Below are 22,086 nucleotides of genomic sequence, written 5' to 3'. Positions count from 1 at the left end.
TCAGCGGTTCGACCGCAGCGCGGCCGTCAGTTGGTCGACGGTGTCGCGTTGCCAGGTCAGGTAGTCGGTGCCGTGCGGCAACGTCTCGGTGACCTCGGCCACCGGCACCCCGGCGCGCCGGGCGGCGGCTTGCAGACCGTTGATGGCCGCACTCGAGGTCTGTGGGTTGATCAGCAACGCCGAGACTTCACGCCGATCGATCAGGTCGAGGATGGCGGCCATGTCGGCGGGGGAGGGGTCGTCGTCGTTTTCGTCGGCCTCGGTGAAGGTGCTCGGAGCGCGGTTGACCAGACCGGACGCCGCCAGCAGGTAGTTCACCACCGGCTCGGTCGCGATGACACCCGCTGCAGGGTAGTTGGTGGCGATGGCTTGTTCGGCGGTGGCGACGGCATCGGCTCCGCGACCGAAATCTGCCGCGTTGGCGTGGTAGTAACCCGCGTTGGCGGGGTCGATGGTCGCCAGCCGGGCGGCGATCGACACCGCGACGGCCTTGACGACGCTCAAGTTGTAGAAGACGTGTTCGTCGGGGCGGCCGGTGGTGGCGCCCAGCAGCGAATAGGCGTCGATCGACTGGATGTCTGGATGGCCGGCGAGTACCCGGTCCACCCACGGGTCGTAGCCGCCGCCGTTGTAGATCACCAGGCGCGCGTCGGCGATCGCGGCGGCATCGGCCGGGCTGGCCTGGTAGGAGTGTGGATCGGCCTGGGCGCCGGTCAGGATGGACCTGACGGTGAGCCGGTCGCCGGCGACCGCGCGCGCCACACTGCCCCACACGTCGGTGGAGGCCACCACGGTAGTGGCACCGGGATGAGCCGGGCCGTCGGATCCGCAGCCCGTCAGGATCGGTGCCCCGAGCACGCAGACGAGCACGGCAGCAAACACCATTCGCACCGCTTGATAATAATGAAAATCGTTTCCATTAGAAAGCGGGGTGACGGAGTCGCGTAGCCGTGCCCGCCCACCCGCTGTAGCCTCACCGAACGTGAGTCCAACACCGCGCAGGCGGGCGACTCTGGCGTCGTTGGCGGCCGAGCTCAAGGTGTCGCGCACCACCGTCTCTAATGCCTTCAACCGGCCGGACCAGCTCTCCGCCGACCTACGCGAACGGGTACTGGCCACCGCGAAGCGGCTGGGCTACGCCGGCCCGGATCCGGTGGCGCGATCCTTGCGGACCCGCAAAGCCGGAGCCGTCGGCCTGGTGATGGCCGAACCGCTGACCTACTTCTTCAGCGACCCGGCGGCGCGCGATTTCGTTGCCGGAGTGGCGCAGTCCTGCGAAGAGCTGGGCCAGGGGCTGTTGCTGGTGGCGGTCGGCTCCAGCCGCAGCCTCGAGGACAACACCGCTGCCGTGCTGTCGGCCGGGGTGGACGGCTTCGTGGTGTATTCGGTGTGCGACGACGACCCCTACCTACAGGTGGTATTGCAGCGGCGGCTGCCCGTCGTGGTGGTCGATCAGCCCAAGGGCCTGGCCGGAGTGTCCCGGGTGGGCATCGACGACCGCGCGGCGATGCGCCAGATCGCCGACTACGTGCTCGGGTTGGGGCATCGCGAGATCGGATTGCTGACCATGCGGCTGGGCCGGGACCGGCGCCAGGACCTGGTGGACGCCGAGCGGCTGAAGTCGCCGACCTTCGACGTGCAACGCGAGCGCATCATGGGTGTCTGGGACGCGATGACCGCCGCCGGCGTCGAACCGGATTCGCTGACCGTGGTGGAAAGCTACGAGCACCTGCCGACATCGGGGGGCGATGCCGCCAAGGTGGCGCTGGAGGCGAATCCGCGGATAACGGCGCTCATGTGCACCGCCGACATATTGGCCCTCTCGGCAATGGATTACCTTCGGGCACATGGCATTTACGTGCCGGGTCAGCTGACCGTCACCGGGTTCGACGGGGTCCCCGAAGCGATCAGCCGGGGGCTGACCACGGTCGCACAACCGAGCTTGCAGAAGGGCCGCCGGGCCGGGGAATTGGTACAAAAACCGCCGCGTTCCGGCCTGCCCGTGATCGAGCTGCTGGACACCGAGCTGGTGCGCGGCCGTACCTCCGGACCGCCCGCTTAGCTGGCTTCGCTGTCGCCGATCAGCAGCCGCACGGCCAGATCCAGTCGCTTGCTGACGTCGGTGGCCGACGCGCGCCGGGTGAGCCATGCCAGCAGATTCGACAGCCACACGTCCGAAATCACCCGGGCGATGTGGTACTGGTCCTCGGTGGGTTCGCCGTCGCTCATGGCGCGGGCGAACATGCTGTCGATGAGCTTCTCGACCTGGTCGACCTCACTGGCCGCCGACGCATCCGCGAAGACGTAGGCACGCGTCATCGCTTCGGTGAGCAGCGGATTGCGCTGCATCGCACGGTTGAGCTTGCCGACCATGAAATTGAGCCGCTGGAACGGAGTTCCGCCGAGTACCGCAGAGCGGTCGGTCTTGGCGTCGATGCGGCTGAACTCCCGGCCCAGCGCCGAGACCAGCAGGTGCACCTTCGACGGAAAGTAGCGGTACAGCGTGCCAACCGCGACATCGGCCCGGTCGGCGACGGCCCGCATCTGAACCGCCTCGTACCCACCTTTGGAGGCGATGGCCATGGTGGCGTCCAGGATGCGCTTGCGGCGTTCCCGCTGTGCTTCCGAGCCCAGCTCGGACTCAGCCAGTACCGCCACGTTCATGACCTCGCGAGGTTGTGACATGTAGCGGGCAGCTCCTCTTCCGGGCGGTATGTTCGCAAACGATACGCATTCGCGGCGTTAATCTTCCACCTCCCCGCTGCCGGGACAACGGCGTGTACTGGCGTAATAGGTGTCAACTTGACGGTTGGTCGTTTGCACTATTAGAACACGTTCTAGTGGGCGGGAAAGGTTTCTTGTCCTGTGAAATTCACGACGGGGAGGTCCGCAGGTGGTAGCGACCGTCACTAACGAACAGTTTGCGGCACGCGAGTTGGTGCGCGACTGGGCCCGCACCTCGGCATCGGGAGCGACGGCGAGCCGCAATATCGAGCAAGGAGACGCCGACGCCTGGCGCCCCGTTTTCGCCGGTCTGGCCGACCTGGGACTGTTCGGCGTGGCCGTCCCCGAGGACCGTGGCGGCGCCGGCGGCAGCGTCGAAGACCTGTGCGCCATGGTCGAAGAGGCGGCCAAGGCGCTGGTGCCCGGTCCGGTCGCGACCACCGCGCTGGCCACCCTCGTCGTCGAGGAGCCCGGCCTGCTGGCTGCCCTGGTGTCCGGCGAACGGTTCGCCGGGCTGGCACTGGAAGCCGACGTGCGATTCGCCGGCCAGACCGCATCCGGCACCGTCGAACTGGTGCTCGGTGGCGCACCCGGCGGCGTCGTGCTGTTGCCGGCCGGTGGGGACTGGCTACTGGTCGACACCGAGGACGACGGGGTGCGGTTGGAGCCGCTGCGGGCCACCGACTTTTCCCGGCCCCTGGCACGGCTGGAGCTGACGGACGCGCCGGCGGTTTCAGTGCCAGGGCAGCGTGTGGTGGATCTCGCCGCGACGGTACTGGCCGCCGAGGCGGCCGGGGTGACCCGATGGGCGCTGGACACCGCAGTGGCCTACGCCAAAGTGCGCGAGCAATTCGGTAAGCCGATCGGCAGCTTCCAGGCCATCAAGCATTTGTGCGCGGAGATGCTGTGCCGTGCTGAGCAGGTTGAGGTGGTGGCTTCAGATGCAGCTCGGGGTGCCTCCGAGCCTGATGACGCGGGGCAATTCTCCATCGCTGCCGCGGTGGCCGCCGGCCTCGGTATCGCCGCCGCGAAGGCCAACGCCAAAGACTGCATCCAGGTGCTCGGCGGGATCGGTTGCACCTGGGAGCACGACGCGCATTTGTATCTGCGCCGGGCGCACAGCATCGGGCGGTTCTTGGGCGGCGCCGAGCGCTGGCTGCGCCGCGTCACCGCGCTGACTCAGGCCGGTGTGCGTCGTCGCCTCAGCTTGGATCTCTCCGAAGTGGAGGGCCGCCGGCCCGCGATCACAGCTGCCGTCGCCGAGGTTGCCGCGCTGCCCGTCGAGAAGCGCCAGGTTGCCCTGGCCGAAGCTGGGCTGCTGGCCCCGCACTGGCCCGCGCCGTACGGACGCGCCGCAGCGCCGGCCGAGCAGCTGCTGATCGATCAGGAGATGGCGGCGGCCGGAGTGGTGCGGCCGGACTTGGTGATCGGCTGGTGGGCCGCGCCGACCATCCTCGAGCACGGCACGCCCGAACAGATCGAGCGCTTCGTGCCGGCCACCCTGCGCGGTGAATTCCTTTGGTGCCAACTGTTTTCCGAGCCGGGTGCGGGGTCTGATCTGGCTTCGCTGCGCACTAAAGCGGTCCGCGGGGAGGGCGGCTGGCTGCTTACCGGGCAGAAGGTGTGGACGTCGGCGGCGCACAAGGCGCGCTGGGGGGTGTGCCTGGCCCGCACCGACCCGGATGCGCCAAAACACAAGGGCATCACCTACTTCCTGATGGACATGCAATCGCCGGGCATCGAGATTCGCCCGCTGCGCGAGATCACCGGGGATTCGCTGTTCAACGAGGTCTTTCTGGATGACGTGTTCGTTCCCGACGAGATGGTCGTCGGGAACGTCAACGACGGCTGGCGGCTGGCGCGCACCACGCTGGCCAACGAGCGGGTGGCGATGGCCACCGGAACCGCGCTGGGCAACCCGATGGAAGAGCTGCTCAAGGTACTCGCGCAGCTGAATCTCGATGTTGCACAAGAGGATCGGCTGGGCAGGCTGATCCTGCTGGCTGCGACCGGTGCGCTGCTGGACCAGCGGATCGCTCAGCTGGCCGTGGGTGGTCAGGATCCGGGCTCGCAGTCCAGCGTGCGCAAACTCATCGGCGTCCGGTACCGGCAGGCGCTGGCGGAGTTCATGATGGACGTCTCCGAGGGTGGTGGCCTCGTGGAAAACGTTGCGGTACACGACTTTCTGAATACCCGCTGCCTCACTATCGCCGGGGGTACCGAGCAGATCCTGCTGACCGTGGCCGCCGAGCGGCTGCTGGGTCTGCCTAGATAAGTCGTGTTTCGCCGAGCCTGCAATTTTGCAGGGCTCTACTCGCACTTTGTCTGCAAATTTGCAGCTTCGGCGCAGTTGTCGGAGGCCGAGTCCACTATTTGGCCATGCAGATGGTCTTCAGAGGCAGCGATGCGGTTGCGGGGGGCGGAGTAACGCGACACGAGCTGCAGCGTTGGTATCGCCCGATCTTTCCGGGCGTGTACGCGCCAAGGAATCGACAGCTTTCGTTGCGCGACAGGACGATGGGCGCATTGTTGTGGTCTCGCGGTGGCGCCGTCATCGCCGGTGTCGCGGCCTCGGCACTACACGGTGCCAACTGGGTGGACGCCGATGCCCCGATCGAGTTGATCTGGTCGGGCACCCGCCCACCACGAGGGATTGTTACCCGCGACCAGACGCTCGCCGACGACGAGCGCACCCGCGTCAGCGGGTTACCGGTCACCTGCCCGGTCCGAACGGCCTACGATCTGGGCCGCCATCTGCCGCGTGGACAGGCGGTTGCGCGCCTCGACGCCTTGATGCGGGCCACACCGTTCTCGGCCGAGAAAGTATTGCAGCTGGCCGATCGATACCCGGGCGCTCGTGGCATACGCCGGCTGCGTGCCGCGTTGCCGTTGGTTGACGGGGGCGCCGCGTCGCCAAAGGAGACTTGGCTGCGGCTCGTGGTGCTCGACGCGGGCTTGCCCACGCCCGCCTTACAGATACCGGTAAACGACAACTACCGGAGCTTGGCCATGCTCGACATGGGCTGGGCGGAGTTCGGCGTTGCCGTCGAGTACGACGGCGATCATCATCGCAGCGACCGGCGCCAATACGCCAAGGACCAGTGGCGGCTCCGCAAGCTGGCAGAGATGGGCTGGATCGTTATCCGGGTGATCGCTGAGGACAAGCCTGAAGAGGTTATCGATCGCGTGCGGCGCGCACTTCTGGCCAGGGGTTGGCGGCCGGAGTTGGCGACGGTTGCTGCGTTGGCCGGCTAGCTTTCGCCGAGCCTGCAATTTTGCAGGCCCGTACTCGCACTTTGTCTGCAAATTTGCAGCCTCGGCGCAACGCCGGGCGGCTTAGCCGAAGTTCGCCTGTGCACAGGTGCTGGGGGTGGTGAGGTTGACCCCGGTGTAGATCACCTGCATGTGGGTGCAGACGATGACGTTGGCATTGGTCATCGGCTGCCCGGTCGACCAGCTGGTCGCGTCGATGACGCCGGTCGTTTGGTACTTGTCCGGCGGACCCTCGCCGAAGTACACGGTGGTGATGACGTCGGACCCGCCCTCCTTCATGACCCGCTCGAACTGGCTGGTGGCGTGCGCGTCGAGATACATCAACCGGTTCGTGGGCCGGATCTCGGTGGTTTGCCGCGCCCACAGGCTGGGCGGGAAGCCGGCCGGGCCGTCTGGGGTGCGCAGGTTGGTGCCGGCCACGAAGTCGCAGCTGCCGTTCGGGTGGCAATTGAGAAACGTGTGCGTCTCGAGTTGGGTCGCGTCGTCGACCGGGAAAAGCGTCGTAGCGGTGTTGCTTCCAGCGGCCGAGATCGGGGTGGGCAGCAACATGAGCATCAGGCCCACAACTGCGAAACCAGGAACCAGCCGCTTCATCCCGCTCCCCTCACTCGCGACTACTCGTCGTAGGTCACCTCTACCGAATCAGATTCCGGATGAGATTGACAGGCCAAAATTAGCCCGTCATCGAGATCCTGCTGCTCCAGTACGTCGTTGACCTCCATGTTGACTTTGCCGCTGCGCAGCGTGCACGCACACGCCCCGCAATGGCCTTCGCGGCAGGAGAATGGCGCGTCCAGGCCCTTGGCCAGCAGTACGTCCAGCAGTTTGGCGCTGCGCGGCCACTCCACCGTGTGTGTCACACCGTCGAGCTCGACCACCGCGGTGGCGGGCGGCTGGTCACCGGTGTCCTCGATCTTGACCGCGGCGAACGGGTCGGAATCCAGCGACTTGAACACCTCGATGTGTACTTGGCGCGCAGGCACTTTCAGCGTTTCCAGGGCAACGCGGGCGGCCTCCATGAATGGGCCGGGCCCGCAGATGAACGCCGGCCGGTCGGTGCCCGGTTGGGCCAGCTTGGCCAGCGCGGTCGCGCTCGGGAGGCCCTGCAGCGATTCCAGCCAGTGCACCACCGTGAGCCGGTCGGGATATTTCGCGGCCAGCTCGCGCAGCGCGTCGCGAAAGATCACCGAGCGGTCGTCCCGGTTGGCATAGATCAGGGTGATCTGCCCGCTGCCTTCGGCCAGCGCCGACTTGCAGATCGCCATGATGGGGGTGATGCCGCTGCCCGCGGCCAGCAGCAGGAAGTCGTCGTCGAGGGTGTTGGGGACGAAGTTGCCCGACGGGGCCAGCACGTGGATGCGCATGCCTTTGTGGGCGTTGTCGCACAGCCAGTTCGACGCGTATCCGTCCGCGGTTCGTTTGACCGTGACGGTCAGCGCGTCGTCAGTGAACGGCGAGCTGCACAGCGAATAGCAGCGTGCCACCGACCCGGTGCGTTCGCTGGGGACGCGCAGCGTCAGGAACTGGCCGGGTGCGTAACGCAACCGGTCCGCCGCGATGTTGGCCCCATCCGGAACGGCGAGCACCAGCGACCGGGCGTCGTCTGTCTCGGCGACGACGTCGGCGATCTGCAGCTCGAGGACGTGGTCGCCGAGCGGTTCGTCGGGTATCGCGTCGGTCAAGAAGCGGCCCACCTTTCTAGCAACTAGAACATGTTACAGAAAACCCGATTCGTATCGCTACCAGGCGCAGGAATACCCTGCTCGACACAAATCGGAACGTGTTCTAGTCTTTCCTTAAGCCAATCACGAGCCCAATCACGCTCTCCCAGGAGGCAAACGTAAGTGACGTCCATTCAACAGCGTGATGCGCAGTCGGTTCTTGCTGCCATCGATGATCTGCTGCCCGAGATTCGGGACCGGGCGCAGGCGACCGAGGATCTGCGCCGAATCCCCGACGAATCCATCAAGGCGCTCGACGACGTCGGCTTCTTCACCCTGTTGCAGCCCGAGCAGTGGGGCGGCCTGCAATGCGACCCCACCTTGTTCTACGAAGCGACACGAAGGCTGGCCAGCGCGTGCGGTTCCACCGGCTGGGTGAGCTCGATCGTCGGCGTGCACAACTGGCACCTGGCGCTGTTCGACCAGCAGGCGCAGGAAGAGGTTTGGGGCGAGGACACCAAGACGCGGATCTCGTCGTCCTACGCGCCGATGGGCGCCGGCGTCGTGGTCGACGGCGGCTATCTGGTCAACGGGGCCTGGAACTGGTCGTCGGGCTGTGACCACGCCACCTGGACCTTCGTCGGTGGTCCGGTCATCAAAGACGGCCGGCCGGTCGACTTCGGCAGCTTCTTGATTCCGCGCACCGAGTACGAGATCGACGACAACTGGTTTGTGGTCGGGCTGAAGGGCACCGGCAGCAATACGTTGATGGTCAAGGATGTCTTTGTGCCGCGGCACCGGTTCTTGTCCTACAAGGCGATGAACGACCACACCGCCGGGGGCCTGCAGACCAACACCGCTCCGGTCTACAAAATGCCTTGGGGCACAATGCATCCCACCACCATCTCGGCGCCGATCGTGGGCATGGCCTACGGGGCGTATGACGCACATGTCGAGCATCAGGGCAAGCGGGTGCGCGCGGCGTTCGCCGGAGAGAAGGCCAAGGACGACCCGTTTGCCAAGGTTCGCATCGCCGAGGCGGCCAGCGACATCGACGCGGCCTGGCGTCAGCTGATGGGCAATGTCGGCGACGAGTACGCGTTGTTGGCCGCCGGCAAGGAGATTCCGTTCGACCTGCGCGCTCGGGCGCGGCGTGACCAGGTGCGTGCCACTGGGCGTGCGATCGCCTCGATCGACCGCCTCTTTGAGGCATCCGGTGCTACCGCACTGGCCAGTGACGCACCGGTGCAACGCTTTTGGCGTGACGCGCACGCCGGCCGGGTACATGCGGCCAACGACCCCGAGCGGGCGTACGTGATCTTCGGCAACAACGAGTTCGGGTTGCCGCCCGGCGACACCATGGTTTAATCCCATGACAGCTACCGAGGAGCTGACGTTCGAATCCACCTCGCGTTACGCGGAAGTGGATGTGGACGGGCCGCTGAAGCTGCACTACCACGAGGCCGGCGCAGGCAACGACCAGACGATGGTGTTGCTGCACGGCGGCGGTCCGGGCGCGTCGAGCTGGACGAACTTCTCGCGCAATATCGCGGTGCTGGCCCAGCACTTCCACGTGCTGGCCGTCGACCAGCCCGGCTACGGGCACTCCGACAAACGGGCCGAGCACGGGCAGTTCAACCGGTATGCCGCCAGGGCTTTGAAGGGCCTCTTCGAACAGCTGGGCCTGAGCCGGGTTCCGTTGGTGGGCAACTCATTAGGTGGGGGCACCGCGGTGCGGTTCGCGCTGGACTACCCGGACCTGGCCGGGCGGCTGGTGCTGATGGGACCGGGCGGGCTGAGTATCAACCTGTTCGCGCCGGACCCGACCGAAGGCGTGAAGCGGCTGGGCAAGTTCTCCCTGGCGCCCACCCGGGAGAATCTCGAGGCGTTCCTGCGGGTAATGGTCTACAACCAGAAACTGATCACGCCCGAATTGGTGGACCAGCGCTTCGAGCTGGCGAGCACGCCGGAATCGCTGACCGCGACGCGTGCGATGGGAATGTCGTTCTCGGGGGCCGATTTCGAGCTCGGCATGATGTGGCGAGAGGTGTACAAGCTGCGCCAGCCGGTGCTGCTGATCTGGGGCCGGGAGGACCGGGTCAACCCGCTGGACGGCGCGCTGGTGGCGCTCAAGACGATCCCGCGTGCGCAGTTGCATGTGTTCGGGCAGTGTGGACACTGGGCTCAGGTGGAGAAGTTCGACGAATTCAACAAGCTGACCATCGATTTCCTGGGAGGTGCGAGGTGAGCATCCGGTCACTGGGCTATCTGCGCATCGAAGCCACCGACATGGGTGCGTGGCGGGAGTACGGCCTGAAAGTCCTCGGCATGATCGAGGGTAAAGGCACCACCGAGGGTGCGCTATATCTGCGGATGGACGACTTTCCGGCCCGTCTGGTGATCGTGCCCGGCGAGCATGACCGGCTGGCCGAGGCCGGCTGGGAATGCGCGAATGCCGAAGGGCTGCAAGAGATCCGGCAGCGACTCGATGTGGAGGGCATGCCGTACAAGGAGGCCACCGCCGCGCAATTGGCCGAGCGGCGAGTCGACGAGATGATCCTGTTCTCCGACCCGTCGGGCAACCCGCTGGCTGTCTTTCACGGCGCAGCACTGGAACACCGCCGGGTGGTGAGCCCCTATGGGCACAAGTTCGTCACCGCCGACCAAGGCCTGGGACACGTGGTGCTGACCACCCGCGACGACGCCGAGGCGCTGCACTTCTACCGGGATGTGCTGGGTTTCAAGCTGCGTGACTCGATGCGGCTGCCACCGCAGATGGTGGGACGGCCCGCCGACGGGGCGCCGGCTTGGCTGCGCTTCTTCGGCTGCAACCCCCGGCATCATTCGCTGGCGTTCCTGCCGCTGCCCAACCCAACTGGCATCGTGCACCTGATGGTCGAGGTGGAAAGTGCCGACGACGTCGGTCTGTGCCTGGACCGCGCGCTGCGGCGCAAGGTGCCGATGTCGGCCACCCTCGGTCGCCACGTCAACGACCTGATGCTGTCGTTCTACATGAAGACACCCGGCGGGTTCGACGTCGAATTCGGTTGCGAGGGCAGGCAAGTCGACGATCACGACTGGATCGCCAGGGAAAGCACCGCCGTCAGCCTGTGGGGTCACGACTTCACTGTCGGCATGCGCGGCTAACCATGGCTGGGGCGCCGATCGACCCGCGCACGTTCCGTAGCGTGCTGGGCCAGTTCTGCACCGGGATCACGATCATCACCACCGTGCACGACGACGTGCCCATCGGCTTTGCCTGCCAGTCCTTTGCGGCGCTGTCGCTGGACCCGCCGCTGGTGTTGTTCTGCCCCACCAAGGTGTCGCGGTCCTGGAAGGCCATCGAGGCCAGCGGCCGGTTCTGCGTCAACGTGCTTACCGAGCAGCAGAAAGACGTCTCGGCCCGGTTCGGGTCCAAGGAACCCGACAAGTTCGCCGGAATCGATTGGCACCCTTCCGAACTCGGATCACCGGTGATCGACGGCTCGCTGGCCTATATCGACTGCACGGTGGCATCCGTGCACGACGGCGGCGACCACTTCGTGGTGTTCGGCGCGGTCGAGTCGTTGTCGGAAGTCCCCAAGGTCAAACCGCGCCCGCTGCTGTTCTATCGCGGCGATTACACCGGGATCGAGCCGGACAAGACCACGCCGGCGCAGTGGCGCGACGACCTGGAGGCGTTTCTCACCACCACCACGCAGGACACCTGGCTTTAGCGGCATGGCGGGCGCGGGTGCCCACTCGAACTGCAAACGCGGTATCGCCGGCGACAGCGCGTATTGAAGAGCAACATGGTTGACCGCACGGCTAACCGCACCTGGGAACCACCAATGGCGAATCAATTTTGTAAACGAATTTGACACGTATTGTCAAATATTTGTACCGCTTGACCTGCGCAAACATTTTATAGAAAAGCTGTTCCCTGCCGGGTTTTGCGGCGTTAACATCTGGGGGTCCTGACCACAGACAAGGGTAAGAAATGTCAATTCAAACAGCAGAATCTCGCGTTTCCGAGCTGCGCACCCGCGACGCCGCCGACGAGGCCTGGCAGTGGATCGTTGATCTCAAAGAACAAGCGAAATCCGACAGTGCGGCCGCCGAGGCGCAACTCAACGCGATCTTCAAACTCGGAACAGCGCCGGCCAGCCTCGACGGTCCGACTAACGGCATCCTCGTGATGACGACGACGAACCCGCTCGTCGACGCGGCCGTACGGTTCGTCACCGGCCTGTGGATGCCCTGGCAGGGAAAGCGATTCGACTCCGAGGCCCGCACCGGTGACAACCGGATCATCTCCGCGGCGAAGCTGCCGTCAAAGCTGCTGTGGCCGCTGTACAAGATGAAGGACGGCACCGACGGCAAACTCGCCTTCGACTTCAAGACCTACCGCGACGCCGGCAAGTGCGACCCGGGCGTCGAGGTCATGGTCATCGACTACTCCGACGTCAAGGAGAACCCGTACCTCATCATCAGAAGCATCCGCGACGAACTCGTCGAGGTGGTGCCGGGAACGTATCTCGGCAAGATCCTGTTCAAGGTGCCGCGGGGCCGCTACGAGATGATCGGCTTCTTCGCTTTGCGCACTTAGCGTTTCGCGAAGGCTAGACCCGGTCGTCGGCTTCGACGGCCGGGTCATAGCCGGGCAGGCCGAGTTCTTCGCGCAGCAGTTCGGCCGTGCGTTCGGCGAACATCGAGATGGTCAGGAATGGGTTGACGCCGATCGCCCGGGGGATTACCGACGCGTCGCACACGTAAAGCCCGTCGTAGGTACCGCCATCGGGCCGGAAAACCCGGCCGGCGTGGTCGACGACACCCGCGTCGACGTTGTCGGCAGTCGCGCACCCGCCCATCGGGTGCGCGGTGATCAGGTGCTTGCCGAGAAGTCGCTTATCCCAACGTGGGTTCTTCATGTAGGTGCCACCGATCGCCTCGACCGCGGGCTTCATGATCGCATCGACGTCGCGGTAGATCCGCTCCGTCGGCGCCCCCGGCCAATCGATCTTCACCGTGCCGTTGTTGCGCAGCACCAGTTCGCCATCGGAGTTGTCGTGCAACATGATCAGGAATCCCAGCGAGTGGTTCATCGCTCCGTCGGTGTTGAACGTGATGTCGCGGCTCCACCGCTCCAGCTTGGCCCTGCGGTAGTCGCGATAGCTGGTGGCGGCCAGGCCCATCAGGCCGAACCGGAAGCTGTCGGTGAGCGCTCGAGGCAGCGAAAGGTCCTGCACGGTAAACCGTTTGCGCAAATCGGACTGGTCGGCACCGAAGCGCATGGCGGCGGTAATGCTCGGCCCGCACGCCAGTTCGCAGCGCGGCGGCCCGTCGGTGGTTGCCCAGGTTTGCGTATCGGTTCGCATATCGGTGTTGTAGGCGATGCCGAAGTTGTCGCCATTACCGCTGAAATTCTTGCCCAGCCGCGTCGACATTTGCAGCCCGGCCTGACTCGAGCGCAGCAAGATCGCGTTGCTGCCCAGCGTGCCCGCCGCGACCACCACACGCCGGGCCGTGACGACGACGTCGGTCTGTGCGCCGGTGCGTCGTGCGATCACCCGCCACCGGCCGTCGTCGGTCGGTTCGATGCGTTGTGCTTCGATGCCGGGGAACAACTGGACGCCGAAATGCGCGGCCATGGGTAGGTAGTTGGTCATCAGGGTGTTCTTCGAGCCCGTGTTGTCCCCGGTGCCGTCGCCGCCGTGGTTGGGGCAGCGGCGACGCTGCACGCCGTACTTGGTGATCCGGTCCTCGGTGCTGACGGTGATGTCGAGGATCTGCATTTGTGCGCCGGCGTTCTTGGCGATCTGGCGGAATGCCTCGACGCGGCGCAACGGCACGTCCTCCCCGTAACGCACCGCCCCTAGCATGCGCCGCGCCCGCGCGTAGTACTCCTCCAGGCCGCCCACGCCGTCGCGCTGTTGTTCGACCAGATTGCGGAACTCCCGGGGCCACGCTGCCAGAAACACTTCCCGGTCCGGCACGATCGCGACGTTGAAGTTGATCAGCGAGGTGCCGCCGAGTCCGTTCGCGTGGATCACGTCGATGCTCTTGAACCGCTCAACCTCGATCAGGCCCAACGGATTCAACGGCGAACGAAGCTCGGTGAGTGCGGCCGCCTCGGATTCGGGGAAGCTGCCGGTCGGATGTTCGGCGCCGCGTTCCAGCACCGCGATGTCGAGCTTGCCGCCCGCGGCCGCGTTCGCCACTCCCAGGCGGGCCGCGGTAATGGCCCCGCCGTAGCCCGAACCGAGGATCACCACGTCGTATTCGTCGCGCAGCGCATCCATTGATGTCGCGAGCGCCTCGGCCGTTTCCGCCATGACAGCAACCTCCGTCTGATGAATAAGTACCGCAGCGTAGACGCTTATAAGGAATTTCGGGAAGGGGCCGGAAAAGTTATCCAGAAGCCAGTGTCCATTCGATTTACACGAAAGGTCATAACCCTGTCATTGCAACACATTGTCGACCGCATTTACTTCGTCAACCTGCAGCAATGCCAAACATCAATTATAACGATTAGATAACGATCCGATATTGGCCGGTGTGTTTCGGGGCGAAATCAATAACATCCGTAAATCACCCGGCGAGCAAGGAAACCGTCATGTCGCTTTTGTTTACAAGACCAGATTTCCTGGTTGAGTCGGCGGCAGACGGGCGGTTTCGCGCGCCATTGGCCGAGATGGTCGCCAGACCGCGGCGCTATGTTGTGGGGCAGGTCGACGGTTCACTACAGACCCTCGGCCGGTTCTTCGAATTGGCCGCGCAGGCCGTGGTCTACCTGATCACCGACCTGGTGCGGTTGCGCCATCCGTGGCGCGACACCCTCAACCAGGCCTCGTTCATAGTCGGTGTCACCGCGATTCCGGCCTTGCTGATCTCCGTCCCGTTCGGAGTCATCGTCGCGGTGCAGGTGGGCAGCGTCATCCAGCAGGTGGGTGCCACGTCGATCTCCGGGGCGGCCGGCGGCCTCGGCGTCATCCGGCAGGCCGCGCCGATCGTGGCCGCACTGCTGCTAGGTGGTGCGGCCGGTGCGGCGATAACCACCGACCTCGGCGCGCGCAGCATTCGCGACGAGGTTGACGCGCTGCGTGTCATGGGTATCGATCCGGTGCAGCGGCTCGTCACGCCTCGGCTGGCGGCGATACTGCTGGTGTCACCGGCGCTGTGCATCTTCATCATCTTCATGGGTCTGTCCGCCGGCTACGTGATCAATGTGGGCTTCCAATCCGGCACTCCCGGAAGCTATATCGCCTCGTTCGGATCATTCGCCACCGTTGCCGACGTGGTGGTGGCGCTACTGAAGACGTGGCTGTTCGGCGTGATCGTGACCCTGATCGCCTGCCAGCGCGGTCTGGAAACCAAGGGCGGCCCGCGCGGGGTCGCCGACGGCGTCAACGCGGCCGTCGTCCTCGGCGTGGTCACGGTGTTCGTGCTCAACCTGGTGATCACCGAATTCGTCACCCTGTTCATGCCGGCGAAAGTCGGCTGATGGCAACGCCTTCGCGGTATCTACCGCACGGACTGGCCGCCTCCTTGCGGGTGGCCGGCCGCGGCGGCGCGGTGTTCGAGCGCCTCGGACACCAAGCGACCTTCCTCGGGTTGGTGCTCGGCGCGATCCCGCGCACAGTCGCGCGCTACCGTCGCCACACCGGAGCGATTCTGGTCGACATGATCTGGGGCAACGGTTCGCTCGTCGTCGGTGGTGGCACCATCGGCGTACTGGCGTTCATGGGTGCGGCGATCGGCGGTTCGGTCGGCGTCGAAGGCTATGCGGTGCTGGACATGGTCGGCATGGGGCCACTCACCGGCTTCATCTCCGCCTACGCCAACACCCGGGAGATGGCGCCGATGATCGCGGCCATCGGGTTCGGCGCCCAGGCCGGTACCCGGATGACCGCCGAGATCGGCGCCATGCGCATCGCAGACGAGATCGACGCGCTCGAAGCCCAAGGCATCCCGTCGATTCCGTATGTGGTGACCCCTCGCGTCATCGCTGGCATGATCACCATCGTTCCGCTCTACCTGTTGGCCCTGGCCCTGAGTTACCTGTCCTGCGCGCTGGTGGTCAAGCTGCATCAAGCGTCGGGCACCTATTACCACTATTTCGACTCGTTCATCCAACCGTCGGACGTGGCTTTCTCGGTGCTCAAGGCGATCATTTTCGTCACCCTCATCGTCGTAATCCACTGCTACGAAGGCTATTACGCAGGCGGCGGCCCCGAGGGCGTCGGCCAGGCCTCGGGACGAGCGATCCGGGCCAGCCTGATCACCGTCGTCATCGCCGACATGGTGCTCACCCTGTTGTTCTGGGGCAATAATCCCGGCCTGAAGTTGTCGGGGTAGGCCATGGCAGCACCCAGCTCGAAATCCCTTCGCATCCGGGGCCTGATCGTCGCCGCAGTGCTGGCCGTCGTCGGCGCCGTCCTCCACCAGGCCGCCACCGGCAACTACGACGACACGTTCAAACTGACCGTGGTCGCCAACACGATCGGCGAAGGTTTGGCGCCCGGTGCCGAGGTCAAGTTTCACGGGCTGGCCATCGGGTCGGTCAAGAAGCTGGAAGCCACCGGATACAACAAGCAGACGATGACGGTGCTTCTCGACCCGCGCCAAGCCAGGGTACTGACCGCCGACACCATCGCCAGGTTCACGTCGTCGAACGTATTCGGCACGGCGGCAGTCGAACTCGTCAGCGAGGGCAAGGGGTCGCCGTTGCGGCCGAATCAGACGTTGGTCTTGCGCACCGACGCCGACGCGGCATCGGTGACGGGGCTGCTGCGTCAGGGACAACGCATCAGCCGCGTCCTCGACACCCCGGAATTCGACCACGTCATCGAGGTGCTGCGCCGGCACGCCGGCATCGTCGAGCCAACGGCCAGGGCCGGCCTGGACCTCGCCAAAAGCTTGGCCGACGCACAGACAGTGCCTGTCTCACAATCGCTTTCGGTGCTGTCGTCTTTCCTGGGCGGCCTGGCCGGCGCACTGCCCGCGGTTGGTCTGGCACCCGGAATGCTTGACGCGCTGGATCCGCTCGTAGCTCCGGGTGGTGTGGCACGCACGAATCTGGTTATGCGCCAAACGGGTCAGCTGTTGCGCGATGCCGGCCAGATCTCTGTGCGCAACAATCCATGGCTCGTCCAGCTGCTCGGCGCGATCATGAACGTTGACGTCCCGGCCATGTACGCCGTCGGCAGCCTGGCGCCGGCCTATGACCGGCTTTCCGGCCTGCTCGACCGCACCGGCGCCGCGTTCACAGTCATCGACGGCGAGGTCCGGATGCGCACCGAGGTCATCCTGGAGGGTGGCCGATGAGGAAGGTGTCGCGATCGGTGCTGTGGCTGACCGTGTTCACTGCGGTCGCCACGGTGTGCGGGGTCATCGTGCTCACCGCTCTGCGCAGTCCGGTCAGCGGACCGGTCTCGCATTACACCGCTACCTTCACCGATGTATCGGGACTGGACGTGGGCAACGACGTGCGCATTTCCGGCGTGCAGGTCGGCAAGGTCGAGGCCATCCGGCTGGATGGCCGCGCTGCGAGGGTCGGCTTCACCGCGCTCAACGGCCACCCGGTGTATCGCAATACCGTTGTCGCCGTGCGGTTTCAGAACCTGTTGGGTCAGCGGTATCTAGAACTGGTGCAGCCGGCGGCGGTGGGGCAACGGTTGCCCGCGGGTGGCGCCATCGCGATCGGTCAGACCGTTCCGTCGTTCGATATCACCAAGCTGTTCAACGGTTTTCGGCCGGTGTTCCAGACGCTCGACCCCGCCCAGCTCAACCAGTTCGGCGAGAACCTGCTGCGGCTGATTCAAGGTGACGATTCCGGCCTGGGACCGGTGCTGCGCGATCTGGATGCCATCGCCAAGTTCGCCGTCAACCGGCAGGCCGCCATCACCGTGCTGATCCGCAATCTCAGCGAGATTTCCGGTGATATGGGCGGCAAGTCGCAGCAGCTGTTTCACCTCATCGCCACGCTGAACGACTTGCTGGCGAAGTTCACCGCCAAGGCAGACGACTTTCGGGCCTCGATCGATATCGAACTGCCATTGTTGCGCAGCCTCGTTCACGTCCTGCAGTATGCCGAGCGCACCTTCGACGGCTCGACGGCGCCGCTGTACGACCTGATGAGCCGCATGTTCCCGCAGTCGCCGACGATCGTCGCCGGCCTGTCGCTGGTGCCCGCCCTGATTCAGGGGCTGCGCGATTCACTGGCCGACGACCGGCCGGCCACGCCGGCCTTCACCTGCTCGCACGGCCAAGTCCATCTTCCGGGTATCGGCGAAGTGTCGTTCGCCCAACAGGATTTGGTGGTGTGCAAGTGATCTTCGGCCGGTATCGTCGCGCACTCGACGAGCGCGCCGCTGCGACACGCAGCCGCAGGCAGGGCATCGTCGGCATCTTCGCCATCGTGGTTGTGCTGGCCACCACCGGCGTGGCCTACCTCAATCCGGCTGGGCAGGCCGATTACACCGCAAACGCCGGTGCCTCCGGCGGTGTGCGTGCGGGCGACGAGGTTCGCATCGCCGGTGTTGCGGTTGGCAAGGTCACCAGTGTCCGGCTGAACCGAACGCTGGTCGAAATCAAATTCGAGGTCAAGCGGTCGGTGGTGGTCGGCGCGCTGTCCACGCTGGACATCAAGCTGCTCACCCCATTGGGTGGACACTACGTTGCCCTCGATCCACAGGGCGCTACGCCGTTGGGCCACAACGCGATTCCGCCGCAACGCGTCAAATCGCCGTACGAGGGCAGCGACATGATCCAGGAGGTGACCCCCTTCATCAGGGACGTCGACGGGCAGGTCATCCACGACACGTTCACCGAAGTCGCGCACGCCGTCGACAAATATCCTGATGCGCTGCGCGATATCTTGCGGTCGGCCGGCGAATTGACCGGCTTGTTGAGCAAGATGACCGGCAACCTGCACCGCGGTCTGGACTTCGTCAACGACTCCAGTGCGGCACTGGCCGCGGGGCGCAAACAGCTGGTCGCGCTGATCGAGCAGTTCGCTTTGGTGGGACAACGCTATACATCGAAGTCCGTCGACATCGTCGAGTTCTTCACGCTGCTGCGCGAACTGACCCGAATCCTGGACCGGGTCCTGGTGTTCTACCAGCACGAGGTCGCGCCGACGGTCAACGGTATCGACGACATCTTCGACACCCTGTTCACCCACCCCGACCGGATCGGCAAGGCCGCCGAGGGCGTCGGTCAGATCCTCAACATCGTGGGGCCGATGCTGAGCGGAAACGGTGTCGTGCTGGACGAGAGCCACCGGTTGGTACCCGGGCAGGACCTGTGCCTGCCGAACATCATGAGGCACTGCTGACATGACGAAGAAGCGCGCCATCATCGCCCTCGCAGCAGTCGCGGTCGTCGGGGGCGGCGGCATCTCGAGCGCCAAGGTGCTGCTGGCCGAATTCGACGACACCCGGGCCATGTGCGCCGAATTCAGCGATGCGGCAGGGCTTTACCCGGGCAATAAGGTGCAGTTGCTGGGCATCGAGGTGGGCGCGGTGACGGCGGTGTCGAACAAGCCCGATCACGTGCAAGTCGACTTCACCGTGTCCAAGGATCTCGAGCTGCCGGCCGACGTCGGGGCCGTCACCTACTCGCAGTCGATCGTGAGCGACCGGCACGTCGAACTCACCAGACCCTATGCCGGCGGCCCCAAGTTCAACGGCTCTGGCTGTATCAAGCTGGCGGCAACCAAGACTCCCATCGGTGTCAGCGAAACGTTCGCGGCAGTGGACAAACTCGCCAGCACGGTACTGGGAGCCGAAGCAGGCAAAGACCCGTCGCAGGCACCGGGTGCACAGGCCATCAACGACAGCCTGCTCGCGGCCAGCCGATCGCTGGACGGCACCGGCCCAGAGCTCAACCGGACGCTGCGTGAACTCGTCGCCGTCGTCGGCGACCCCTATAAAGCCGACGCCGACTACCGCCAGTTGATCGAGAACATCGAGATCCTCACCTCGACCGTGTTGCAGCACTGGGACACCGTGGCCTCCGTGGTCTCGACCCTGCCCGACAGCCTGCGCATGATCGAGGGGCTGGCCGACGGCTTCGGGGCTTCGCTACATCAGCTCGCGCACGCGCTGCCGATCCTCGTCGAGGCGCTGAATCGGTTCGCGCCCAGGGTTTATCACAACATCACCGACAAGCTGATCCCCTGGATCCGTGACGTTCTCAACGCCTTCACGCCGCAGATCGTCGGCGCGATCAACGCCTTGCCTCCGCTTACCGATTGGCTCGCATCGAAATACGAGCCGGCCTGGGGGACGCACAACGTCACGTATCTGCCGCCCCAGGTTGCCGTTTCACCCGCGCAGGCCGGTGCGATCTGTGATGTGTTGCGCCAGCGCAACACTCCCGGCGGTCAGGCGGCATGCGCGGCCGGTGCCTCGTCGGACCCGGTGACGCTGGGTCTTACCGATCTCATCCTGGGGGCCGCGGTCCCATGAGCCGACGATTGATCGCCGCATTGCTCGGCGCCGCCGTGGTCAGCCTCACCGCCGGGTGTTCGCTTGATCCGACGCGGTTGCCGGTGCCGGGCTCGTACGTCCCGGGCGACAAGTACACCATCAAGGTCGAGTTCTCCAGCGTGCTCAACCTGCCGGCCAGAGCCAAGGTGGACTTCGGCGGAGTGCGGGTGGGTGTTCTGGACCGTGTTCAGCTGGTCGGCAGTACCGCCGTCGCCTACGTGGATGTCGCGAAAAGCGTGCTGCTGCCCCAGAATACCCGTGCCGAGCTACGGCAGGCCACCGTCCTCGGCGACATCTACATCGCGCTGCTGCCGCCGGACAACCCGGCGCCGGCCGCACTGCGCGACGGCGACACCATTCCATTGCGCAATACCGTCCCGGCCGACAACGTCGAAGACATCTTGCGCGGGGTATCGAACCTGGTGTCCGGCGGCGCGCTGAACACCTTGCAGGAAACGGTGATCAACTTCAACAAGGCCTTTCCGAAAGACCCCGTCGAGCAGGACCGGATCCGGACGAAACTGGCCGGCGTGCTGCGCGACCTGGCGGCCAACCAGGCCGGCATCGACGAGATACTATCCAACACCGAAACTCTCAGCAGAGGCGTGCTCGATAACACCGGTGTCGTGGATCGGTTGCTCACCGAAGGCCCGGGCAAACTCGAGGCGATGGCCGGCGTATTGCCGGACATAATCCAGCTGCTCGTCGATCTCCAGGACCTCGGCCGCAGTGGCGCACAGTTGCTGGTACCCAATACGCCCGACTTCATCCAGATGCTTTCCTACATAACACCGTTGGTCGGATCGGTTGCGACGGCCGATACCACGGTGCCGGTGATCGCCGACAAGCTGGTCGGATTGGTCCGCGACAAGCTCATTCCGTTCTTCGGCAATGGCGGACCCAAGTTCAGCGTCTCCGAGGTGCATCCCGCGGACAAGGCTGATCAGGCGGTCTCGGCCATGCGCACGATGGGAATGTTGCCGTGAAATTCAACGCCGCAACGACCTTGGTGATCCTGGCGGTCATGACCGTGCTCGGCGCCGGCTACCTGTCGCTCGGTGTACTCCGCACGGACCCGACCGCCAAGCCCACCCGGATCACCCTGATGCTGGACAACTCGGGTGGGCTGTTGCCCACCTCGCAGGTGACCATGCGGGGGATCCAGGTCGGCCGGGTGACTGGAATCCGTACCACCGCAACCGGCTTGAAGGTGTCGATCGATCTCGACGCAGCGTATCCGGTTCCCGTCGACAGCTTGATCAGTGTGCAGAACCTCTCCCTGGTCGGTGAGCAGTACATCGACTTCAAGCCCAAACACGTCGCGCCGCCGTACTTTACCGACGACTGGGTGATTCCCGCCGACCGCGTCGCCGCGGCGGTTACTGTCAGCGACCTGCTGGCCCGGGCCAACGCGTTGCTCTCTGCGCTCAATCCGGCTTATGTCCGCACCATCGTGACCAACGTTTCGCAGGCGTTCGCCGGCAATGACGACACTCTCGACGCGCTGGCCACCTCGGCGGGTTTGGTCGCCAAGATGGAGTGGGAGAACCGGGAGCTGCTCGCCACGCTGTTCAGCAATGTCTCGACGCTGACCGCCGACCTGGATCAACTGCACGCCGGGGCGGTGCTGAGTGAGACGGGCAACCTGCTGCCGGGCGCGCTGTCGGCGTTGACCGGGATGGTGCGCGATACCGACGAATACACCCGCGCCGGTGACGGAACCTTCGGGCCGGGCACGCCGATTTCCACGCTGGTCGCCAACCTCGGTGACTACGTTGACACATTGGCCGGGCCGCTGAGCACCTTCGCGACGGTGCTGGAGCCGGCGACGGCGCCGCTGCGCGGCTTCAAGGTCGACGCCGGGCACTGGCTGGATTTCTGGGAGTCGACCTTCAATGACGCCGGTGGACTGCGGGTGCAGGTGAGCGTGCCGGAGGGGCACTGACAGTGAAGGA

At 65.2% G+C, this 22,086-nt stretch carries 21 protein-coding genes; 16 read left to right on the top strand and 5 right to left on the bottom strand.

What is annotated here, in order from left to right:
- Entirely contained in the window at window positions 1–885 is an 885-nt protein-coding gene (locus BST12_RS21325; protein WP_083115184.1) for a metal ABC transporter solute-binding protein, Zn/Mn family, read from the bottom strand.
- 97 nt (window positions 886–982) lie between these two features.
- On the opposite strand from BST12_RS21325, the gene BST12_RS21320 reads away from it, so the two are divergent.
- Window positions 983–2,062, top strand: a complete 1,080-nt coding sequence (locus BST12_RS21320) for an Rv3575c family transcriptional regulator (RefSeq protein WP_083115163.1) — start codon at window positions 983–985, stop codon at window positions 2,060–2,062.
- Here BST12_RS21320 and kstR read toward each other — a convergent pair.
- Window positions 2,059–2,658, bottom strand: a complete 600-nt coding sequence (kstR, locus tag BST12_RS21315) for a cholesterol catabolism transcriptional regulator KstR (protein WP_083115182.1) — start codon at window positions 2,656–2,658, stop codon at window positions 2,059–2,061. The two genes, BST12_RS21320 and kstR, sit on opposite strands and share 4 nt — an antisense overlap.
- Before the next feature lie 235 nt (window positions 2,659–2,893).
- Between kstR and BST12_RS21310 the strand changes: the two genes are divergently transcribed.
- On the top strand, window positions 2,894–4,999 hold the full coding sequence (locus BST12_RS21310) for an acyl-CoA dehydrogenase family protein (RefSeq protein WP_083115161.1): 2,106 nt from the start codon (window positions 2,894–2,896) through the stop codon (window positions 4,997–4,999).
- Window positions 5,000–5,103: 104 nt separating this feature from the next.
- Window positions 5,104–5,979 carry an endonuclease domain-containing protein gene (locus tag BST12_RS21305; RefSeq protein ID WP_083115159.1) on the top strand — a complete coding sequence of 292 codons (876 nt, stop codon included), beginning with the start codon at window positions 5,104–5,106 and terminating at the stop codon, window positions 5,977–5,979.
- Window positions 5,980–6,060: 81 nt separating this feature from the next.
- Here BST12_RS21305 and BST12_RS21300 read toward each other — a convergent pair whose 3' ends face one another.
- Together BST12_RS21300 and BST12_RS21295 are read right to left on the bottom strand one after the other, a co-directional pair.
- A complete protein-coding gene (locus BST12_RS21300) occupies window positions 6,061–6,591 on the bottom strand; it encodes a hypothetical protein (protein WP_083115157.1) in 531 nt (176 codons plus the stop codon).
- A gap of 20 nt (window positions 6,592–6,611) precedes the next feature.
- Complete coding sequence (locus BST12_RS21295) at window positions 6,612–7,679, bottom strand: ferredoxin--NADP reductase (protein ID WP_083115179.1); 1,068 nt, start codon at window positions 7,677–7,679, stop codon at window positions 6,612–6,614.
- A gap of 162 nt (window positions 7,680–7,841) precedes the next feature.
- On the opposite strand from BST12_RS21295, the gene hsaA reads away from it, so the two are divergent.
- The 5 genes from hsaA (at window position 7,842) to BST12_RS21270 (ending at window position 12,246) form a co-directional block, all read left to right on the top strand.
- On the top strand, window positions 7,842–9,026 hold the full coding sequence (hsaA, locus tag BST12_RS21290; RefSeq protein ID WP_083115155.1) for a 3-hydroxy-9,10-secoandrosta-1,3,5(10)-triene-9,17-dione monooxygenase oxygenase subunit: 1,185 nt from the start codon (window positions 7,842–7,844) through the stop codon (window positions 9,024–9,026).
- Window positions 9,027–9,030: 4 nt separating this feature from the next.
- Entirely contained in the window at window positions 9,031–9,906 is an 876-nt protein-coding gene (gene hsaD, locus BST12_RS21285) for a 4,5:9,10-diseco-3-hydroxy-5,9,17-trioxoandrosta-1(10),2-diene-4-oate hydrolase (protein ID WP_083115153.1), read from the top strand.
- A complete protein-coding gene (gene hsaC / locus BST12_RS21280) occupies window positions 9,903–10,805 on the top strand; it encodes an iron-dependent extradiol dioxygenase HsaC (RefSeq protein WP_083115151.1) in 903 nt (300 codons plus the stop codon). Before hsaD ends, hsaC begins: the two co-directional genes overlap by 4 nt.
- Window positions 10,806–10,807: 2 nt before the next feature.
- Window positions 10,808–11,374: a 3-hydroxy-9,10-secoandrosta-1,3,5(10)-triene-9,17-dione monooxygenase reductase subunit gene (hsaB, locus tag BST12_RS21275; protein WP_083115149.1), complete on the top strand. Its 567-nt coding sequence runs from the start codon at window positions 10,808–10,810 to the stop codon at window positions 11,372–11,374.
- 263 nt (window positions 11,375–11,637) lie between these two features.
- Window positions 11,638–12,246, top strand: coding sequence for a hypothetical protein (locus tag BST12_RS21270; RefSeq protein ID WP_083115148.1), 609 nt, complete (start codon window positions 11,638–11,640; stop codon window positions 12,244–12,246).
- A gap of 13 nt (window positions 12,247–12,259) precedes the next feature.
- On the opposite strand, the gene BST12_RS21265 is transcribed toward BST12_RS21270, so the two are convergent.
- Window positions 12,260–13,972 carry a GMC oxidoreductase gene (locus BST12_RS21265; protein WP_083115146.1) on the bottom strand — a complete coding sequence of 571 codons (1,713 nt, stop codon included), beginning with the start codon at window positions 13,970–13,972 and terminating at the stop codon, window positions 12,260–12,262.
- A gap of 359 nt (window positions 13,973–14,331) precedes the next feature.
- Here BST12_RS21265 and BST12_RS21260 point away from each other — a divergent pair, with 359 nt between their 5' ends.
- Genes BST12_RS21260 through BST12_RS21225 form a run of 8 tightly spaced genes read left to right on the top strand, consistent with a single transcriptional unit; the run spans window position 14,332 to window position 22,076 of the window.
- Entirely contained in the window at window positions 14,332–15,141 is an 810-nt protein-coding gene (locus tag BST12_RS21260) for an MlaE family ABC transporter permease (RefSeq protein WP_139801818.1), read from the top strand.
- Window positions 15,141–15,995, top strand: a complete 855-nt coding sequence (locus tag BST12_RS21255) for an MlaE family ABC transporter permease (RefSeq protein ID WP_083115142.1) — start codon at window positions 15,141–15,143, stop codon at window positions 15,993–15,995. Before BST12_RS21260 ends, BST12_RS21255 begins: the two co-directional genes overlap by 1 nt.
- A gap of 3 nt (window positions 15,996–15,998) precedes the next feature.
- Window positions 15,999–16,964 (top strand): MlaD family protein, encoded by a 966-nt coding sequence (locus BST12_RS21250; protein WP_083115140.1) that lies wholly within the window; start codon window positions 15,999–16,001, stop codon window positions 16,962–16,964.
- Entirely contained in the window at window positions 16,961–17,971 is a 1,011-nt protein-coding gene (locus tag BST12_RS21245; RefSeq protein WP_083115138.1) for an MlaD family protein, read from the top strand. Before BST12_RS21250 ends, BST12_RS21245 begins: the two co-directional genes overlap by 4 nt.
- Entirely contained in the window at window positions 17,962–18,975 is a 1,014-nt protein-coding gene (locus BST12_RS21240) for an MlaD family protein (protein ID WP_245850470.1), read from the top strand. The genes BST12_RS21245 and BST12_RS21240 overlap by 10 nt, the downstream gene beginning before the upstream one ends.
- A 1-nt stretch (window position 18,976) precedes the next feature.
- The gene (locus BST12_RS21235; RefSeq protein WP_083115137.1) at window positions 18,977–20,110 is read left to right on the top strand and encodes an MlaD family protein; all 1,134 of its coding nucleotides are present in this window, start codon (window positions 18,977–18,979) and stop codon (window positions 20,108–20,110) included.
- The gene (locus BST12_RS21230) at window positions 20,107–21,117 is read left to right on the top strand and encodes an MlaD family protein (protein WP_083115135.1); all 1,011 of its coding nucleotides are present in this window, start codon (window positions 20,107–20,109) and stop codon (window positions 21,115–21,117) included. Before BST12_RS21235 ends, BST12_RS21230 begins: the two co-directional genes overlap by 4 nt.
- On the top strand, window positions 21,114–22,076 hold the full coding sequence (locus BST12_RS21225) for an MlaD family protein (protein WP_083115133.1): 963 nt from the start codon (window positions 21,114–21,116) through the stop codon (window positions 22,074–22,076). Before BST12_RS21230 ends, BST12_RS21225 begins: the two co-directional genes overlap by 4 nt.
- Window positions 22,077–22,086 lie beyond the last annotated feature (10 nt).

It is taken from the genome of Mycobacterium angelicum (genome assembly GCF_002086155.1).
GTDB classification, from domain to species: domain Bacteria; phylum Actinomycetota; class Actinomycetes; order Mycobacteriales; family Mycobacteriaceae; genus Mycobacterium; species Mycobacterium angelicum.
This window is presented reverse-complemented; position numbering and strand designations above follow the sequence as displayed.

What these genes read in the sequence shown, in the direction of transcription:
- hsaD (WP_083115153.1), top strand. Translation starts at nt 9,031, where the DNA reads ATGACAGCTACCGAGGAGCTGACGTTCGAATCCACCTCGCGTTACGCG.
- BST12_RS21255 (WP_083115142.1), top strand. Translation starts at nt 15,141, where the DNA reads ATGGCAACGCCTTCGCGGTATCTACCGCACGGACTGGCCGCCTCCTTG.
- BST12_RS21260 (WP_139801818.1), top strand. Translation starts at nt 14,332, where the DNA reads ATGGTCGCCAGACCGCGGCGCTATGTTGTGGGGCAGGTCGACGGTTCA.
- BST12_RS21235 (WP_083115137.1), top strand. Translation starts at nt 18,977, where the DNA reads ATGACGAAGAAGCGCGCCATCATCGCCCTCGCAGCAGTCGCGGTCGTC.
- BST12_RS21305 (WP_083115159.1), top strand. Translation starts at nt 5,104, where the DNA reads ATGCAGATGGTCTTCAGAGGCAGCGATGCGGTTGCGGGGGGCGGAGTA.
- BST12_RS21300 (WP_083115157.1), bottom strand. Translation starts at nt 6,591, where the DNA reads ATGAAGCGGCTGGTTCCTGGTTTCGCAGTTGTGGGCCTGATGCTCATG.
- BST12_RS21265 (WP_083115146.1), bottom strand. Translation starts at nt 13,972, where the DNA reads ATGGCGGAAACGGCCGAGGCGCTCGCGACATCAATGGATGCGCTGCGC.
- BST12_RS21270 (WP_083115148.1), top strand. Translation starts at nt 11,638, where the DNA reads ATGTCAATTCAAACAGCAGAATCTCGCGTTTCCGAGCTGCGCACCCGC.
- hsaB (WP_083115149.1), top strand. Translation starts at nt 10,808, where the DNA reads ATGGCTGGGGCGCCGATCGACCCGCGCACGTTCCGTAGCGTGCTGGGC.
- BST12_RS21250 (WP_083115140.1), top strand. Translation starts at nt 15,999, where the DNA reads ATGGCAGCACCCAGCTCGAAATCCCTTCGCATCCGGGGCCTGATCGTC.
- BST12_RS21245 (WP_083115138.1), top strand. Translation starts at nt 16,961, where the DNA reads ATGAGGAAGGTGTCGCGATCGGTGCTGTGGCTGACCGTGTTCACTGCG.
- BST12_RS21230 (WP_083115135.1), top strand. Translation starts at nt 20,107, where the DNA reads ATGAGCCGACGATTGATCGCCGCATTGCTCGGCGCCGCCGTGGTCAGC.
- BST12_RS21325 (WP_083115184.1), bottom strand. Translation starts at nt 885, where the DNA reads ATGGTGTTTGCTGCCGTGCTCGTCTGCGTGCTCGGGGCACCGATCCTG.